This is a genomic window from Nostoc sp. FACHB-133 (assembly GCF_014698055.1).
GTDB lineage: Bacteria > Cyanobacteriota > Cyanobacteriia > Cyanobacteriales > Nostocaceae > Nostoc.
In genome coordinates, this window is the sequence record NZ_JACJSH010000004.1 from 132,828 (window position 1) to 151,660 (window position 18,833).

Sequence of the window (18,833 nt, forward strand, 5' to 3'; positions counted from 1 at the left end):
TTTCCTCCTTTAATTAAGATGTAGTTGGGCGATATTCGCTGTAATAAGCGGGCATTTGTAAGCCTTGAATTTTCAAACTTTGTATCCGGTATAAAAACGCCGCTCCGGTCATAATATGGTTAGCAACATCAACAACCTGACGATTATTTGAGTCAGATAAGTAAGAACCTCTAACCCAGTCATTGAAACTGCCCATAGCAGGGCCACACCAGATTTGATAATCCATTTCTCTGCCTTTTTCCCCAAAGTTAGACCAACGGGATGATAAACCCAGATACCAGCGAAAAATTAAAGCCATCTTCAGTTTGGGATTATTAACAGTCTTGGCCAATTTATCAGGATTGCGTTGAGATAAATAAGTAACTGTCTCTTGCCACACTGCATCCAAGCTCTTTTTCAAAACTTGTTTTTCTAATTTATCTCTTTCCACCAAGGGAATATCTTCAATTGAGTCATAGTTTTTATATAGTTCAAACATTTTTTGGGCTCGTAAAGGAAAGAGAGTTCCTCTTTTTAGCACTTGGAGTTTTACCCCCATTTCAAACATATCTGCTGCCGGAGCCATCATCACATCAGCCATCTCGGCTTGAGCCAATAATTGTTTAGTATGTTGAGAAGTTCCGGCTTCAATGCAAGACTGGTTAATCGAGCCTGTTACAACATAAGCAGCCCCCATCATAAAGGCAGCTAATGCTGATTGTGGCGTAGCAATTCCTCCTGCTACTCCAACTCGGACAGGTTTTTCATAAGAAAATTTTCTTTGAATTTCATCTCTCAATTCTAAGATGGAAGGTAAGAGACAAACCAGAGGACGATTATCTGTATGACCACCAGAATCTGCTTCGGCAGTAATATCGTCAGCTAAAGGAATTTTTTCAGCTAGGGTTGCTTGTAATTCACTGATAAGGCCTTGCTCAACTAATTGCTTCAAAATTTTTGTTGGAGCAGGTTGCAGAAATTTGATTGCAACTTCTCTCCGAGAAACTTTGGCAATAATTTTATTTTTGATTTCGATTTTATTGTCTACATTTAAACCAAGTCCAGCAGCGCGGTAGTAAACAATGTTGTCAGTCAAATCGAGAAATGCGGAAGCTTCTATTGTTCTCACCTGATATTTAAGATACAAATCAACAACACCGCGTTCAATAGCAGGTTCACTGGGACTGTGGAGTAAGTTAAATGCGTAAGGCCCTTCGGGTAAAGCTTGCTGAATACGCTTAATGGCTGCTTCGACGCGAGCAGGAGATAAGCCACCAGCACCAAATGAACTTAAGATTTTCTCTTTACCAAGGGCAATTACCAGTTCTTCAGAAGCAATCCCTTGAGCCATTGCGCCCGTGGCATAAGCGTATTTTACACCATGAAAGTTTATAAAATTTGGATCGCCTAATTGCCCAGTTGACAGAGGTGGAGTAGATACTAATATTTCTGCCTGTCCTGTTTTTTCTTGGTTGCAAGGATATAGATAACCTTCGTTAGTTGCGCCAACTTTTCCTTCAACTCTAATAATATAACAAGGTTTTTCTAAATTTAGAAGCTTAGATTTTATGCCTTTTTCGTTAAAAGATACAAAATCTAAAATACCTTGCCAAACTTGATTTTGGTGAGAAATATAGTCTGAAATTTTTAGGTAGTTACCATTGTTATTTAGTATATTATCTGCACCAATCATCTTTTTTAACCTCCAGTTACAGAAAATTGTTTACCAGATAATGTTTGAAGAATTTACAGCAGATTTTATACTGATTACCTGTGAGGTTGCTCTAGAACAAGGGGCTTAAGCCCCTTGTCTTACTAAACTTGATTTTGTACCAATTATTTATTCAAATAATCTGGGTACTTTGCTGCTTTAAATGATTATGATTCAAATAACTTTTGATAACAAGCTATTTGCAACTGAATAATGGTACTAATTTGCTTTAGTGACTCCTGTCGCGCTTGTAAAAAGACAGCATGAGCTTTGGTCATCCTGGAAGCATTCTCACTCAGTTTTTGATAGTAAGGACTGTGTGAATTGAGCAAATGGGGTTCGTCAACAACGATGGAAGTTTTCAAACTAGGGGTCAGAGCGAATTGATTCTTTTCCTGTTCTGTTACCAAATTTTCGTTAATTTGTAATTTTTCTACAGTTTCATTGCGTTCTTGTAGCAATAACTGAGTAGGTTCGCTGCCATTTTGAAAGTTAACTTGCTCTTGAAGAGTTTCTAGATTTTTAGAGGTGTTTTCAAGACTTTTGGTAGGATTGGGGAGCAAAGAAGAATTCATTTGTGCAAATTCCTTTAATTCTGATAGTTGATATTGCTGCTGATTAACAGTTTTGATGGGATCTCTAAAAGAGATATCTTGAAGGATTTCGTGATTTTTTTTATTCAAAGATGTGTAACTAATCTTGCTATTTTGCAAGGTTATAGTTCTCACGTTAGACTGGCTTTCATTAGAAACTTCTGGTTGTTGAGAATATAATGGTGATAAATCTAGTTCAACTCTATGGCTAAGGAGTTTTGCTAAGGCTTTGATAATAGAAGCATGATCGTCTACACCTCTTTTATTAAGAGATACTGTGATCTGTTCTTTTGCCTTGAGGGTTTTATCAATCCATCTGGAACAGTTACTACCAGCACCTACTTCGAGGAATATTTTGAAGCCATCTTCATAGACACGGTTAATTAGCTGAGGAAAATTGAGCTGTTGACAGATGTTTTGAGCAATATTGCGAGCTATTGAATGACTGTCGAGGTCAATTGGTTTATACTCGGCTGTGGAATAAAAAATAGTTTCTGATTTATTTTGGCTAGGGAATGTATTTAATCTCACAAGTTCATGGTATTCAGAGCGCATTGCCTCGCAATGGATGACATGGGTGAAGGGAGCAAGAAAAGCATCACAATTTAGATTGGCAATTACCCGCTTACAAGCTTCTATCTCACCAGCAATCACGACTTCTTCTGGAGTATTAATTAAAAGTAAATAGACGCGATCTTCATCTTGGATGGCTTCCTGAACACGAGATACTGGACACATAAGAATATAGTTGCGCCAAAAATCTCCGCTTTTATCATCCTCTCCTTGAGGTAATCCCCAATACTCGCGCACAGCATTTTTGGAACCAGATAGCCTTGTCTTAAACAGAGGAGATGAGTTAAAGCTCTTACTATTGTCTAGAAACTCAGTCCAGACACCTTGAGCCAACATCATGCTAATCTCGCCCAAGCTATAACCAAAAGCACATTGGGGCTTGATCTGAAAATAATTGCTCAGAGTAGCCGTCAAAAGTGTGGCAAAGAGCATTTCTAATTCAAGTATTGCTACTGAATCGTTAATCAATTCCTTTTCAAGGGCTTCCAGTTGTCTATTTGAAAATTTTTCTAAACTTCGAGGGTAGACAAGTTTTTCTACATTCGCGAGACGGTTGTAACCACTTTTGATGAGCAGCTGATCGTAAAGTTGAGGAAATAAACGAAATAGATTCCGACCTATTCCGAGATAAGCACTAAAGGCTGCTGGATAAACGAAAGCGATTTTACCTTTTTGCCCAAGTGGTTTTGCTGTAAAATAGCTACCTAGAGGAGTTTGCCAGTCTTTACCTGTCTTGAAGGCATCGGGAATACCTTTGAGGGAGTACTGAATTTCGCGCTGCAATTCATCTTGATTGTGTCCGAGAATTGCTACTGCATAAGTTGCCTGTTGATGCTGTTGAAAAGCCTTAAAAGTCAGCCTAGCAGCAGTAGATAGGGAAGAACAATCTTTAATGGTTTGTTGAAGATTGCAGATTTCTTCTAATAGAGTTGATTGCTCGTCAGATGCGATCGCAAACACATAGTAAGGCATTTGCTCTAAATACCTGCTGTTGTGATGTTGCTGATATACTTCCTCTGACAAAATTAAATGTGCATAACTTCCATCTATCTCCATCCCGTTAATCGCAGCTATTCTTCTAGTAGCTCCTTTTTCTAAAAACCAGGGTTTTGATTCAGAAGCGACATAAAAGGGACTATCTCGCCAAATCTCTGGCATTTTGGGGCCAGACCACTGGGGAACTGCGGGGATGTAACGGTGATATAGGCAAAGTGCTGTTTTAATCAGGCTAACTATCCCCGATGCAGCATAGGTATGACCTATATTTGCTTTAATACTCCCGATCGCACAAGTTAAATTTGGCTCAAATGTGCGATAAGCTGTGAGCAACCCTTGAATTTCTGACTCATCTTGCTGGGGAATTCCACTACCAACAACTTCCAAATAGTTGATATCTCTTGGCTTGATATCTGCAAGATGAAAAGCCTGTTGACAAGCCTGGGCTATCATTTCAGAATTTGGAACCGTGAGAGAGTGAATTTTAGATTTTGAATTTTCCACAAGACTAAGAGCGTCAATCGTTGCATATATGCGATTGTTCTCTCGTTTTGCTGTTTCGTGGAGCTTCAATACTACAGCCGCCGCACCCTCACCGACTATCCAGCCATTGGCTTTCTGGTCGTAACTGAGAGTATTCACACCTGTGTTAACTTTTGTTATTTCATTTCGTTGTAAAACACTAGCGCCATCCCCAGCAAGGTCAATCGCACCGACTAAAACAGCGTCTACTTCTCTGATTGCGAGTAGCTTTTGGGCAAGCTCCAAGGCTTTAAAAACAGAATTTTGTTTGGCAATTAATGTGAATGTCGGTCCAGCAAAATTCCACAGTTTGGAAATATAATTAGCTAGGCTGTTTTCAATGTAGTTGGTATATTCATTATCTTCAAGTTGCTCTTTTTGTTGATGCAGAATTAGGTCTTTAGTACTAGCAATTATTATTGCTATTCTCGTACTTTTACGAAGTGCCGCATCTTTTAGAGCATTATCGGCAACCTGAAGCATCAACAGTTCTTGAGGATTAAAATTGTCTACTTCTTCTGGTGGTATTTCTAAACTGAAAGCATCAATTTCAAAATCTTTAATGTATGCACCTAATGGTGCTACACCGTCGGGAAAACTGTAGTTTTTCAACAACTGTTGTTGTGCTTCTATTGCTTGCCATCGCTGAGGAGGTCTGGAAATAAAATGCTGAGTTCCCTCATAAATACTGCGTTCAAAGGTATCTAATCCCTTGCAGCCGCCACCTAAATAGCAATCCATCCCTACAATCGCTATTTTATGAATTTTATTTTGTGCAAATTCTTCCATCACCTACCTCCTCAAGCTGATGTATATATTTTGTAAGAATTCAGGAGTCAGGATAAAATTTGGTGAATCAATCATATTAGATTCCTTATAAGTCTGACTTCTGACTCTTTAGTGCTGAATTCTTATGACCTGTTTCAGTTGCCTATTTAAATTTCATCTAGTTGCTTGGGTAAAATAGTTCCCTTCGCACCAAGCATTCGATTATATATTTTCCCTTGCTGATTATGGGCGATGACATCAACAATTAAACTCGATTCTGTCTTTGATTTTATTTCACAAGAAACGTAAAAGATTTCATCAAATGGAACGGCAGCAAATTGTTCAAAAGTCTTGATTTCTGAAGGCAAACAAGCTACCTGATAAAAATGCTGCGCCCAAATCCAAAATGCATGAATCTGCACATCTGCAATGTAGGGATTGAATGTTTGGACTGGGAATTGTCCTTGTTGTCTTTCTCCAGGCTCTGGCAAGTAGCATTCTACGGTGATCTTGTCCAGAGTGGCATTTAAAACAGATTTTACACCTTGAAAGGTAAATCCGTGAAATAAGCTAGCTGCCCCATTTTGATAAAGTGATGAAGTCGTCGCGGTGATTTTATGATCCTGGCTTAAGTTCATAAATTCGTGTGTTGGGGCAATAAGAATTTCCCGCTTCAATTTCATCTGACTACTAAAATGATAACGGATTTTACCTTCTGGAGTTTTACTCCAGATTTTGGCATCAAAATCTATCTCATTGATATCATATTTAGCAATTTCTTGCAATTCTAAAGTATATTCAGTTGCTAAATTTTCATCAAATATTAGTCCCTTCAAAACTTTATAGTTTGTATAACTGAAGGCTTTATAACCAGGATAGATTTGTTCGCAAGTGTTAGCAATCCATAAGAGTCCACAAGTCGCGGGGAGAACTGGATAACCAGCAATTACATGATCTTGTAAAAATGGATTAGCTGCTAATGTTAGTTGCCTCTGAATCCGAAAAGTTCTCAACTCGCTTGGTAACTTTTCTGGGATATAAACTAAAGGGCTACCAATTACAACTTGCACAGTTTCTTGATTGGTGTTAGCTAATTCATCAACTAACATTTCTGTACCAATATCAACAGGGATAGTCTCGATATTCCGTTCAGCAAAAGCTTGCTTTAACTCAGGAGAAACCATACCACTATCCCAAGGGCCCCAATTAATCGCTACTACATGAGAATGGGGATGGTTGCGTTTGACAAGGTGGGCTGATTTGTTGAGAATTTCATTAGCGATCGCATAATCTGACTGTCCCACATTTCCGTAGAAACCAACTACAGAAGAAAACAGGACTAAATAATTCAGTTGGCTAGGTGTTACACAGCGCAACAGGTTTTCTAGACCTTTAACTTTGGCTGTGTAAACTGTTTCAAAATCTTGGACTGATTTTTTCTCAATCCGCTTATCAGCTAGATTTCCAGCCCCGTGAATAATTCCTGTTACCTGGCCAAAACGCTTGACAGCATTAGCAACTTGCTCCTGAAGTGCGATCGCATCAGTCACATCAACATTCAAATATTCAGCTTTTCCACCCGCCTGGTTGATAGCTTGTAAGGTTGTAGCAATTTCGCGACTAGATGAAATAGCGTTAAACTTTTTCTGCACCATTGCAGGTGTGGGTTTTTCGCCTTTGGCGAAGAAATCCTCCATAATCCGCTTTTTCAAATCTGCTTCGCTTAAGTAACCTTCAGTCCATACGGGTTCTGGATCGGCGGCGGAACGACCCACCAAGATAAATTTGCATTGATAACGCTGCGCTAGTTTAATCACACACTGAGCCGTTATCCCTTTCGCACCGCCACTTACGAGAAATACTTGGGATTCGGCATTAGGGATGGGGAAAACGTTGGAGGAAAAGGTGCTGGGTGCAAAGGGAATTGCACCGATTTCCTGCTCTCTATTTTTTTGTTCTTCCTGTTCACATACTAGGGTTACTCGCTCTTGTGAGTTATATCCCACTTCCACGACTAATAGATTTGGGTCGTGAAGTTCGGCGAAGATATGCTGTGCTGATGTTTCAGCATCTAAATCAGGACTGAGGTCGATCGCTCGACAAAATACAGATTCCCATTCTTGGTTCAAACTTTTGGTGAGTCCAAATAGTCCAGCGCCAATTGCACCAAAGTTAGTTTTTTGCCCTAGTCCGAATTCACCATCCAGACGAGCCACAGTTACAAAACTACTACGTCCTTGAAGTGCTGCTTGATTGAGTGGTTCTTTGAGATGTTTGGCGATGAGAAAGACATGGCGAAGGATGGCTTTTTCTGATTCTAGATAACGGACATGGTTGCTTATATCGTCGTGAGTGGAAGGATTCAGATGGATAAATGTAGCTATTTGTCCATAGTTAGTAGCGATCGCTCTTAACTGTTCTTGCAAATGCTCCTCACTCAAATCTGTAAGCACCACACGGCTAATGCCTTCAGGTAAAGGAGATTGTTTAGCAATGACGGTTGGAGGAAAAGTTAAGACAACGGTTTTCCAGCCGCGTTTGAACAGAGTCTCAGCTAGTTTTGCCGTAGTCAGAGAACCATCATCGGTAAGCAAGGCGATATGGTTATCGGGTAATGTGAAATCTAAAACATCAGGTTCGGGAAGATATTTGAGTCTGACAGGACTACGAAAAATTGAGGATTGGGGATTGGAAATTGGGGAAAACTCTTCTCCCCTGCTCCCTACTCCCGGCTCCCCGACTTCTTCCCCAGTCCCTAGTTCCTTTTCTATATGTGCAACAATTTGTCCAAGGGTACGTAATTGAGCCAATGCTTCTGAAGTCAGCTTGGGTAAATCGGGGTATAGTTCTAGCAACGCTTCGATAATTTCCACAAGTTTGACAGCATCAATTCCCAAATCTGTCTCAATATCCATCGACAAATCTAACATTGTCGTCGAATAGCCTGTCTTTTCACTAACGACATTGAACACAATGTTAGTAAGCTCTGGAGATGAGGGGGATGGCGGGGATGAGGAAGGTATTGCTGTTACTCCTCCATTTCCCTCATCTCCCTCATCTCCCTTATCTTCCCCATCTCCCCCATCTCCCTCTGCTCCCTGCTCCCTGCTCCCTGACTCATTTGGGGTGTTGACAAAGCCCACCGCAGGTATCGCACCAGAAATCTCAGATGCAATTTTCCCCATATATTCAGCTATTTGAGCCAGTGTGCGTAGTTGTCCTACTTCTTCGGGATTCGGCTTGGGCAAATCGGGATATAGTTCTAACAACGCTCCGAGAATTTCTACACGTTTGATCGAATCAATCCCCAAATCTGCCTCTATATCCATCGTTAGCTCTAACATCTCCGTTGGGTAGCCTGTTTTATCACTAACGACGTTAATCAGAGTTTGGCTCAGAGCGACTTGATCGATGATTACTGGCGGGGGTGGGGGTGCAATCTCTACAGGTGCAGTATTCTCCTTTAATGGAGTAATATCCAGAAATGCTTTTGCTTGATGATGTGCGCCATTACCATTACCATTTGTGCCGTTACCATTAGTTGAAACTGGCTCAGATTTAGTGGCAAATCCGTTACTCGGCAAAGCAACCGGTGCAGTCTCCCGAACAGGGTTATCTTCTTCGACTGGTGGAGCTACTGGACTTGGTTGATAATTGACTGGCGGTATCAGACTCTGTTGATTAGTATTGCTGGGCGACGGTTGATAATTTCGCTGAAGCAATTGGAAAAAGTTGTTAGTGTATTCTTGCTGATAGTTGAGATATTGCTCATGGATACGGAGACTATCAGTTTGATGCTCGTGAAACCGCATGATGCTGCGCTCTGAACTGGAGACTACCAGTTGCTGTGTTTCTGTATGTGGTTCGCTGAATTTACTATTTCCCCACAACGCATGTTGTTGCTCCATGAGTTGGAAGAAGGTTTTAGTATATTCTGTCTGATTGTTTAAAGATTGTTCATGAACCTGCAAGATTTCATGTTGATTACGACTGAAATCAATCAGGGAATATTCTAAGTTATCTATAGCTCTTAAATAACTTAGAGGAAGTTCTGAACTAGGTTGCAAAGACTTGATATCGAGTTGATCTGATTGCCCGTTCTGCACAGATTTCACTCCACCGTTGACTGTTACTTTATCTGCTGAATGAGAGGGGTTAGCTGTTACTGAGTGAGGTTTATTGCTATTTGCAAAGGTAGATTGACCGTTGACAGCTACCTTCTCTACGGAATGAGAGGGGTTAGGTTTATTGCCATTGCCAACAGTGGATTGACTGTTAACTGATACCTTCTCTGTGGATTGAGAAAAGTTTGGTTTATTACCGTTCGCAACGGTGGTTTTCACTTCATGCCCATTTTGCATAGCTTTTTCAAAGGACTGCTTGGTTTTATCCGATACAAAGTTGGTGCTATTTAAACGGACATTCAAGAGCTGATTTGGAGAAGCTTCTGGGATTTTATACTCCAGTTGATAGGGGTCTAAGTTTTGCAAAGGTAATCCAGCAACGCGCAACTGTAGAACAGCTTGGCGCAAAGTGCGATCGCTATCTTTGAGATGACTAGCATTTAAAGCTACAGCTAAATGAGGGCGATCGCACAGGATATCTTTGACCAAGTTGGTGAGAACACTTCGCGGCCCAAATTCAATAAAGCAGTAACCGCCTTCAGCATAAATATTTTCAATTTCTTGCTTAAACAGCACCTGATTCTTTAGGTGATCTTTGAGGATTTTTTGAATGACTGGCGGCTCATTTGGGTAACGCTTCCCGGTAACATTGGTATAAACCGGGATTTGTGGCTCATTAAAAGTGACTTTCTCAATTGCTCTGGCAAAGGGTTGCTGTGCATAAGCCACTAATGGAGTGTGAAAAGCTGCGGAAACTCCCAACAAAATGCTAGAGAACCCTTGAGTTTTCAGAGCCTCCTGTACATTAGCAATTTCAGCTTTCGTCCCTGCTAACACCATCTGATTTGGAGAATTCAAGTTAGCAATAGTGACTTGCGGGAAATTCTGAATTAGTTCTGTAACCTGATTTACATCCCCTTTCACCGCCAACATCGCTCCCGCATCCAATAGAGGATCTTTTGGTGCAGCCATCGCTTGACCTCTAGCTTTGACCAAGAACAGGTAATCTTTCTCACTCAAAACTCCCGCAGCCCACAAAGCAGTCAGTTCTCCAAAACTATGTCCAGCCACGAAATCTGGCTTAAACCCAGCTTGTTGCAATATCTTGTACAAACCAGCGCTAAAAGCTCCAATGGCTGGCTGTGCATATTCTGTTTGCTGCAACACCTTCATCTGGGCAGTCTTTTGATCTAGATCAAACACAGGATTCGGGAAAACAACCTCCGAAAGGGGTTGCAAACCGTCTTGGCGTAAAAGGCTATCAATTTGAGCATAAGTCTGCCCCAAGTCAGGGAAGTTAATTACGAGTTCCCGACCCATCTCTAAATATTGCGACCCTTGCCCAGAAAATAGGGCAACCACCTTCCCCTCTGTTGCTATGCCAGTTTTGCGATAGTAAATTCCTTGGGGATATTCCCATGATTCTGCTTGCAGTTTGCTTGTGAGCAAGTCAATACTTGTTTGCAGCAAGTCACAAGCTTGAGTCAGAGAATCAGCAACAAACCCAAGTCTGGCATTTGTAACCGGAATTTCTAAAGATTGAGAAGCCGCAATCAATTCTGTATAAAGCTGTTCTCCCGTATCAGATTGCAATTGCTGTTTAATTTCTTGACAGCGTGACAACAATTCTTCAGGCGTTGACGCAAATAGCAACATCGGCTGAGAAGGTTTGTGTAAACGATAGGGTTGTTGATGTTGACTTGTGTATTCTTCCAAAACGACGTGATAATTTGTGCCACCAAAGCCAAAAGAACTTACCCCTGCACGTCTTGGTTGGTCATCGCCGCTAATCCAAGGTCTTGTTTCCGTATTTAAGTAAAATGGAGAACTATCAATATCTAATTTAGGATGCGGTTTGGTGACATTAATCGTGGCTGGTAATACTTTGTGGTGTAAAGCCAAAGCCGTTTTGATCAAACTTGCCGCACCCGCAGCAGCTTTTGTATGTCCAATCTGCGATTTGACAGTTCCAAGGGCAATATGCTGTTTTTTGGGATTGTTCTCGCCAAAAACTTCTTTTATAGATGAGAATTCGGCGGGGTCTCCAGCCATAGTACCAGTGCCGTGTGCTTCAATCAAACCAACACTCGCAGGCGAAAATCCGGCATCTTCGTAAGCACGATGTAAGGCTCTCATTTGACCTTCTGGACGTGGCGCATAGATACTTTTGTAGCGACCATCGCTAGAAGTACCAATGCCTTTGATGACTGCATAGATCCGGTCATTATCCCGCTGGGCATCCTCAAGACGCTTCAGGACTAACATTCCGACACCTTCACCCAGCATCATCCCATCAGACTCTGCATCGAAAGGTTTAACATTCTCACCTTGGGAAACAGCAGGAGTTTTGCTGAAGCACATGTAGGCCATAATTGAGTTGTCGGTGTCAACTCCGCCAGTGATCATCATATCGGCTCGATGCTCAGTTAGCTCACTAATTGCCATTTTGAGGGCACCCAATGAACTAGCACAAGCGGCATCTACAACACAGTTAGTTCCGCCTAAATCTAGGCGGTTAGCAATTCTTCCTGTAACTACGTTTGCCAGCATACCGGGGAAGGCGTTCTCATCCCACTGCACATAAGCACTTTTGATTTTATCGATGATTTTTTGTGTATCTTCATCAGATAAGCCACTGCTTTTGAGAACTTTTTCCCAGATTGGGTACTGCATTCTCGCAGTCAGAGGAACCGCCAACTGCCTACCTAGTGCCACACCTAAAATTACACCAGTACGTTGGCGAAGGCGATCGTAGATATCGCAACTAAACTGTCGAGATTCGCCGTAACCTGCATCTTCCATCGCTGCTTTCGCAACAATCAAACCTAGCAATTGCGATATATCTGTAACTTCTAGGCTGTTGGGTGGCAGTCCAAATTCCATCGGATTGAAATTGACATCCGGGATAAATCCGCCTCTTTTACAATATGTTTTATCAGGTGTTCTGGGGTTAGGATCATAATAATCCTCTACACTCCAACGCGAAGGGGGAACATCAGTAATACAATCAACTTTATGAATTATTTTTTCCCAATATTCCTGTAAATTTTTTGATTGGGGAAAGATAGAAGCCATCCCGATAATTGCAATATCTGTTTTTTGCTGAGGTCTATTTATTTCGCTGGTTAGCGGTGCATTCTCAACCATAACTTTTTTCACCTGTATGAGCTTGAGTAGAGCCTGTTCACAATTGCTAACTTCTTCTTGCAACTGTGCTAAAACAGCTTCAATTCTAGAAGCAGTCATGACTTTTTCTTCACTATTAGATTTTTAAGATGTAAAGATGATAATAAAATTACCATCTCTACAAATAGAGAAAGACGCGATTATTTTTTAGGTAAGGCTAGGGGCTATTGATGGTAAGCGATATGCCTTTACTTGAGGTTCAGAAGCCATAAACAAGACTTCAATAGATTTTAGTGAGGATATCCTGAAGTCTAAATGTAGAATTCAGATTTCTTTTGGGCTAAAAAATTGCTCTAAATTGGAAATGGCTTCAACATTACAACATAAGTTGTTAATCAGATAGAAATTGGATGTTTTCATCCAGCTAACATCTTAACTTATCAATTGTAGTTAATATTAGGCTGTTTAATTCTCCATTACAATTGATATACAACTTATATACAACGGTATCGCTCTTGAAAGGTAAAATATTATTGGGCATAATTTATTAGTCCATTTCAATAACGGTACTAGTAGTCTGTCAGCTCGAACTCTTTTTTTCTCTCTGACTCTGTGTCGCGCCAGTTGCTACAAGTCGGGGAACCGCAAGGGCGCACTGGCTTCTCTGCGTCTCTGTGGTTCATCTCATTACATTTGCTGGGTAAATAAGTTTGTAGTTAGGCTTGTCTAAGCACTTTAATGATTAGTGCGAACCCTAAAAATCAGCTTACAAAACTGCATTTTCTGATTGCAATTGGGTAAATAGAACAGAACCTACATATAAACTTATACAGAATCATTCTCGGAATTAAAACTGTCATCTGTCTTATTACTTATCGCCTGGTTTTGAGCAGCAGCTAATATCTTTTGCTCAAGCCTACTAATACTAATTCCCAGCTCAGAAGCTTTTTTTGTTTTCCACTCTTCTAGCTCACAATCATGTTGATTGAGCCATTCACGCATGGCAACGCGGGCCATCTCAGCTTTGCGAAGAGTCTGGCGAGCTGCATGAAAAATCAGTCGCTGGTTATCAAAGCTTGGCAATGAGAGCATGAATCGCTGTAGTTTCATTTTATCTAGGGTCTTTGGGGGGCGATCGCTGTTACTCACATAACTATTAGAACTCTTTTCAATTAGTATGTCACATAACAAAAATACATTACTCGAATTGCATACAAATTGCATATATCTTCAATTTAGCAATCACAGCTTGCTCGAAAAAATACTGAGAAAAAGTATTAAAATATCAACAACATTACCCTCTTATTAATTTATTTGCTTATTGAAAAATATAGATGATAGCCAATTAAATAAGCTAAGTAACCGTGAGATAATGCTATAGTTTTTACATCTATCTAAAAGTCGATTTATTTTTTTTAAAGATTATGTATTAATCAATAAGATATTTTTTAAGGATTTTTATTCCTAAAGAATTAATTCTGTCTGCAATGTAACAATAACCACTAGTAACTATATCTAAAGAATGAAAAACACTAGCGGACAACAGACCCCTCATCAAGTAAAGAGTTATTTTGATATGCTGAGTAAGAGCGAGGACATAACAGTGTTAAAAAGTGATCAAAAATCGCAATTATTTCTCATGAATTTTATCGATGATATTGCTAGCTATTTCTATTCACAAATGTTGCATATAGATTGCAATTGAGTATCAATCAGTTTATCGTAAGTGATTAAATAATGTAATTCAATACTGTTTGCTTAAGAAGATGGAGAGATACATGAATAGGGAGAATTAAATATAAATTCACCTGATTGCTGGTCACTCTATACATTCATAAACGCACAGTATGACAATGTGATTTAATGCAATGATCCGTATTGTATGAAGCCTTCTGCATAATTAGACTGTCACGAAAATATAAGGGTTTGCTGGCATGAGACTATCTGAGCTAGATCCACTCATCCCGCTAATTGAGTTAAGAGAAGAACTCCTGAAGCTACCAAAAGGCTACTCATTTTATGAAGATGAACTGGTAGACTTTTTATCTCGACGAAGATGGCCTGAAAGTAATCGCCGCATTGATCGGACAACTTTCTGGCGGTGGAGAAATGACAACGGCATCGAACATCAAAAAGTATTTAGTCGATTGGATATCTTGAAACTCTGCCAAATTTGCGATCACTATCGCATAGATGGAACTCGCAACGAATATCTGGCGATCGTTAAAAGTAAAAAAGAGGCAGTTCTTAACAAATAAAGCTACCTCTGACTAGATACATAAAGTACCAAACGGCTTCATCCAGAGTTGATTTACTAACGGATTGATGGATAAATATGATTGATGTTAGTAATATCTAGCTTTGGAAGCTCCCCCGAACCCCCCTTCACGAGAGGGGGGCTTAATTCACTAATTCAAAATAGTTACTTTTACCCGCTTCAAGCTGAATTAGAGTGTTTATCTTGGCATGATATAAGGTCTAATTTTATCTCTGCTATTTCTGAATAATTTGGAAAGACCTTGTTCTCAGACATCGCTAATTTGGAATAGGTAATTATGGTACAAAAACAAAAACAGTCATTCATCAAACTATTCATTAAACCTGTAGTTTGGTGGCCAGTTATATTAGCAACTACTATGACTGTAGCTACTGGTGCGGCCTCTTTCTATACCTTTTCACGATTTCAGTTGTCCTCGAAAGTACAGCCTATAGCTACCCCACGTAGTTCTCCTAAAAGAACTACTATTGCAGCATTAGGACGTTTAGAACCTCAAGGAGAGGTTATTCGTCTATCGGCTCCAGAGTCCCAAGGGGGTGTTAGGGTAACAAAACTTATGGTAAACAAAGGAGACAAAGTGCGACAGGGGCAAGTAGTTGCAATGCTTGACAGTTACTTTCCTCGTCTTGCAGCTTTAGAAAAAGCTCAACAACAAGTCTTAGTTGCTCAAGCTAGTCTTAACCAGGTAAAAGCTGGTGCAAAAGCTGGAGATATATCTGCACAAAAAGCAACCATTGCTCGTTTAGAAGCTGAGTTGCGTGGAGAAACTTCTGCTCAAGAAGCAACGATCGCTCGCTTAGAGGCTGATTGGCGGAATGCTGAAAGCGAAAATCAGCGATATCAGCAGTTATATAAAGATGGTGCGATTTCAGCCTCCGACGCAGATACTAAACGTTTGCGAGTCGATACAGTTCAACAGCAACTCAATGAAGCTAAAGCTTCTCTCAAGCGCACTATAGAAACTCTTCAAAAGCAGTTAATCGAGGCCAAAGCCAGACTCAAGAGTATTGCTGAGGTTCGTCCTACCGATATAGCAGCAGCACAAGCTGATGTTGAAAGTGCATTAGCCTCAGTTAACCAGGCTAAGGCAGAGTGGGATTTAAGTATTGTGCGATCGCCCATAACCGGGCAAATCATGAAAATTAATACTTGGCCTGGAGAAATTATCGGCACTACAGGAATAGCTGATTTAGGTCGCACACAACAGATGTATGTGGTAGCAGAAGTCTATGAAACTGATATTAAAAAAGTCCGTATCGGTCAGTCGGCGATTATTACTAGCGATGCTTTACCAGGGAAATTACGAGGAAAAGTTACAGATATTGGTTTACAAGTTGGCAAACAAAATATCTTTAATAACAACCCTCAAGCAGACACAGATAACAAAATAGTTGATGTAAAAATTCGTATTGATAATCTTCAAGATAACCAGCGAGTTGCTGGTCTGACTGATTTACAGGTAGAGGTAATTATTGATATTTAGAACTTCTCAAGAAAGCTTTGGTAACTCATTGAACATCCTTAGCCTACCTAATACTAATTCGTAATTGGCTACGCTTTAACAGAAAATCTTTGATTTAAACAAAGCATTCTTTCTTAATTTAGTCTAATTTTCATCCTTGAGGTTTACTAAATGATTCTCAATATTCCCTTAGCTTGGTTACAACTAGCCAGACAAAAAATTCGCTTTCTTGTAGCTTTAGCTGGGATTGCTTTTGTTGCAGTTCTCATGTTTATGCAAATTGGTTTCCAAGCTGCTCTTTATGACAGTGCTACGCAGTTGCATAAGAATCTAGAAGGAGACTTATTTTTAATTAGTGCCCAATATAAATCTTTAACATCAAACCAGAGCTTTTTTCGTTCAAATTTATATCAAGTATTAGGTTTCGATGGTGTAGAATCAGTTAGCCCTTTATATGTACAATTTGCCAAATTTAAAAATCCCAACAATGGTTTAAAATTTCCATTGTATGTGCTGGGATTTGACCCAGTTAAATCAGTTTTTAAATTTCCAAATATTGAAGAAAAACTTGATTTAATTAGAACTCCTAATGTCGTTTTATTTGACCGCGATTCTCGTCCCGAATTTGGAGCGATCGCTAAAGATTTTCAAAAAGGCAAAATTATCAAAGTTGAAATATTTAGCTACAGTGGATTGGTCGGTTACAAAGTTAAAATTGGCGGCTTATTTAAGCTAGGCCCTTCCTTTGGAGTCGATGGAAATTTAATCGTTAGTTCTTCAACTTTCCTCCGAATATTTCAGGATCGTCCAGTACAAAAGATAGATATAGGATTAATCAAAATCAAACCTGATGCCAATCCCCAAAAAGTTTTGGCAGATTTATCAGCCAAGCTACCCAAAGACGTAAAAGTGATTACTCGCAAAGATTTTATTGCTTTAGAAAAATCCTATTGGTCTCTTAGAACACCCATTGGATTTGTGTTTAATCTGATGGTATTAATGGGGTTTGTTGTTGGTGTGATCGTTGTTTATCAAATTCTTTATAGTAATATTTCTAGTCATTTAACTGAATATGCAACCTTAAAAGCAATGGGATTCAAAAACAAATACTTATTAAGTGTAGTTTTTCAACAAGCTTTAATCTTAGCATCTCTAGGTTATATTCCAGGTTTGGCTATATCTATAGCCTTATATGATGTGTCAAGAAATGCTACTAAATTACCAGTTATTATGAGTACAGATAAAGCCATTATAGTATTGATATCAGCAACCTTAATGTGCTTAACTTCTGGATTCTTATCTACAAACAAACTTCGAAATGTAGATCCAGCAGATATTTTTTAATTTTACATAGCAGCCCGCTTTGATTTCTATTCGCGCAGCGCAATTGCGATAGGTAGGTAATAGATAATAAAGCTCTTTGAGTTGTACCTAGCTTTCCAAAAATCAAATATGATATATATCTGAGAAAATCATGAAAACAAAGTTTATTGTGAATATTAGCGATCTAAATCACTACTTCGGCGAGAAAAAAGTACGAAGTCAAATATTGTTTGATATTAATTTTAATATAAAATTTGGAGAAATTGTAATTATGACTGGGCCATCAGGTTCAGGAAAAACAACTTTATTAACTTTAATTGGTGGGTTAAGGTCTGTCCAAGAGGGAAGCCTTAAATTTTTAGGTCAAGAGCTTTCTGGAGCTAGTAACGAACAATTAGTTAAAGTACGCCGCCACATTGGATATATTTTCCAAGCTCATAACTTATTAGATTTCTTAACAGCCAGACAAAATGTTCAAATGTCGCTAGAATTACACAAAAATATTTCTGAATGGGAAGCTCGCAGTAAATCAGAAGCTATACTAAATGCCGTTAAATTGGAGAATAGAGTTAATTATTACCCATCTGATCTCTCTGGGGGACAAAAACAACGGGTAGCAATTGCTCGTGCTTTAGTAAGTCATCCAAAATTAGTTTTAGCTGATGAGCCTACAGCTGCTTTAGATAGTAAAACGGGCCGAGATGTTGTCACCCTAATGCAGAAACTAGCTAAAGAACAAAATTGTGCTATCTTAATGGTCACTCACGACAACAGAATTTTAGATATTGCCGATCGCATAATTCAGATGGAAGATGGTTATCTGGTCAAAGAGGTTTGTCATCTACCAAATGGATGATAACTAAATACCTGTAAAATCTGAATATGTCTTTAGGAATACTAATTTAGTTTAATTTTGGTACAATTATCCAGCAGAGAATTACAGGGTAAAGAATTTGTATCAGTTATTATAGTGAAACAATATTCCTTAAGTCTATAATAAGACACATCTAGAGTATGAAGTTATAAGTTCTCAGGTGAAATAATATTGTAGAGTATTTTTAAATATACTCTTATTTTTTGCGAGCATTTAGCTGTTTAACTTTAAAATTATCTAAAAATAACTAAAAAACAAATAAAAAGATAAATTCATCGAGAAATCCAAAAATCGTTGTACTTATTAGGATTGGCACAGAAATTTATGCTTAAAGATTTGATTTTTTGTCTGAAAGAAGCAGCTTTATACCTTCTATTCAAAAAATCTCGAACACCTCAAGATCCTTCTGAATGTTTTGTGAACCCTGCCTGTGGATGTGCTAATCCAGGGAAATATATCCAGTGTGAAGATTGTGATTATCTTGAGTCCTGCTTATCGGATTGT

General features: G+C 39.3%; 8 protein-coding genes. 4 read left to right on the forward strand and 4 right to left on the reverse strand.

Annotation, left to right across the window (positions count from 1 at the left end; all coding sequences use genetic code 11):
- Positions 1–13 precede the first annotated feature (13 nt).
- From H6G86_RS05175 to H6G86_RS05190, 4 genes are all read right to left on the reverse strand, one after another.
- The gene (locus H6G86_RS05175) at positions 14–1,672 is read right to left on the reverse strand and encodes a PfaD family polyunsaturated fatty acid/polyketide biosynthesis protein (protein WP_190933430.1); all 1,659 of its coding nucleotides are present in this window, start codon (positions 1,670–1,672) and stop codon (positions 14–16) included.
- A 185-nt stretch (positions 1,673–1,857) separates the two neighbouring features.
- A complete protein-coding gene (locus tag H6G86_RS05180) occupies positions 1,858–5,163 on the reverse strand; it encodes a PfaB family protein (RefSeq protein WP_190933431.1) in 3,306 nt (1,101 codons plus the stop codon).
- A 146-nt stretch (positions 5,164–5,309) separates the two neighbouring features.
- Positions 5,310–12,512 carry a type I polyketide synthase gene (locus tag H6G86_RS05185; protein ID WP_190933432.1) on the reverse strand — a complete coding sequence of 2,401 codons (7,203 nt, stop codon included), beginning with the start codon at positions 12,510–12,512 and terminating at the stop codon, positions 5,310–5,312.
- Positions 12,513–13,217: 705 nt separating this feature from the next.
- The gene (locus tag H6G86_RS05190; protein WP_190933521.1) at positions 13,218–13,484 is read right to left on the reverse strand and encodes a hypothetical protein; all 267 of its coding nucleotides are present in this window, start codon (positions 13,482–13,484) and stop codon (positions 13,218–13,220) included.
- A gap of 842 nt (positions 13,485–14,326) precedes the next feature.
- On the opposite strand from H6G86_RS05190, the gene H6G86_RS05195 reads away from it, so the two are divergent.
- The 4 genes from H6G86_RS05195 (at position 14,327) to H6G86_RS05210 (ending at position 18,311) form a co-directional block, all read left to right on the forward strand.
- The gene (locus H6G86_RS05195) at positions 14,327–14,650 is read left to right on the forward strand and encodes a hypothetical protein (protein WP_114080674.1); all 324 of its coding nucleotides are present in this window, start codon (positions 14,327–14,329) and stop codon (positions 14,648–14,650) included.
- A gap of 297 nt (positions 14,651–14,947) precedes the next feature.
- Positions 14,948–16,153 (forward strand): ABC exporter membrane fusion protein, encoded by a 1,206-nt coding sequence (locus tag H6G86_RS05200; protein ID WP_190933433.1) that lies wholly within the window; start codon positions 14,948–14,950, stop codon positions 16,151–16,153.
- A gap of 150 nt (positions 16,154–16,303) precedes the next feature.
- On the forward strand, positions 16,304–17,476 hold the full coding sequence (devC, locus tag H6G86_RS05205) for an ABC transporter permease DevC (protein WP_190933434.1): 1,173 nt from the start codon (positions 16,304–16,306) through the stop codon (positions 17,474–17,476).
- Positions 17,477–17,606: 130 nt separating this feature from the next.
- Positions 17,607–18,311, forward strand: a complete 705-nt coding sequence (locus H6G86_RS05210) for a DevA family ABC transporter ATP-binding protein (RefSeq protein WP_179075255.1) — start codon at positions 17,607–17,609, stop codon at positions 18,309–18,311.
- The last annotated feature ends 522 nt before the right edge of the window (positions 18,312–18,833 follow it).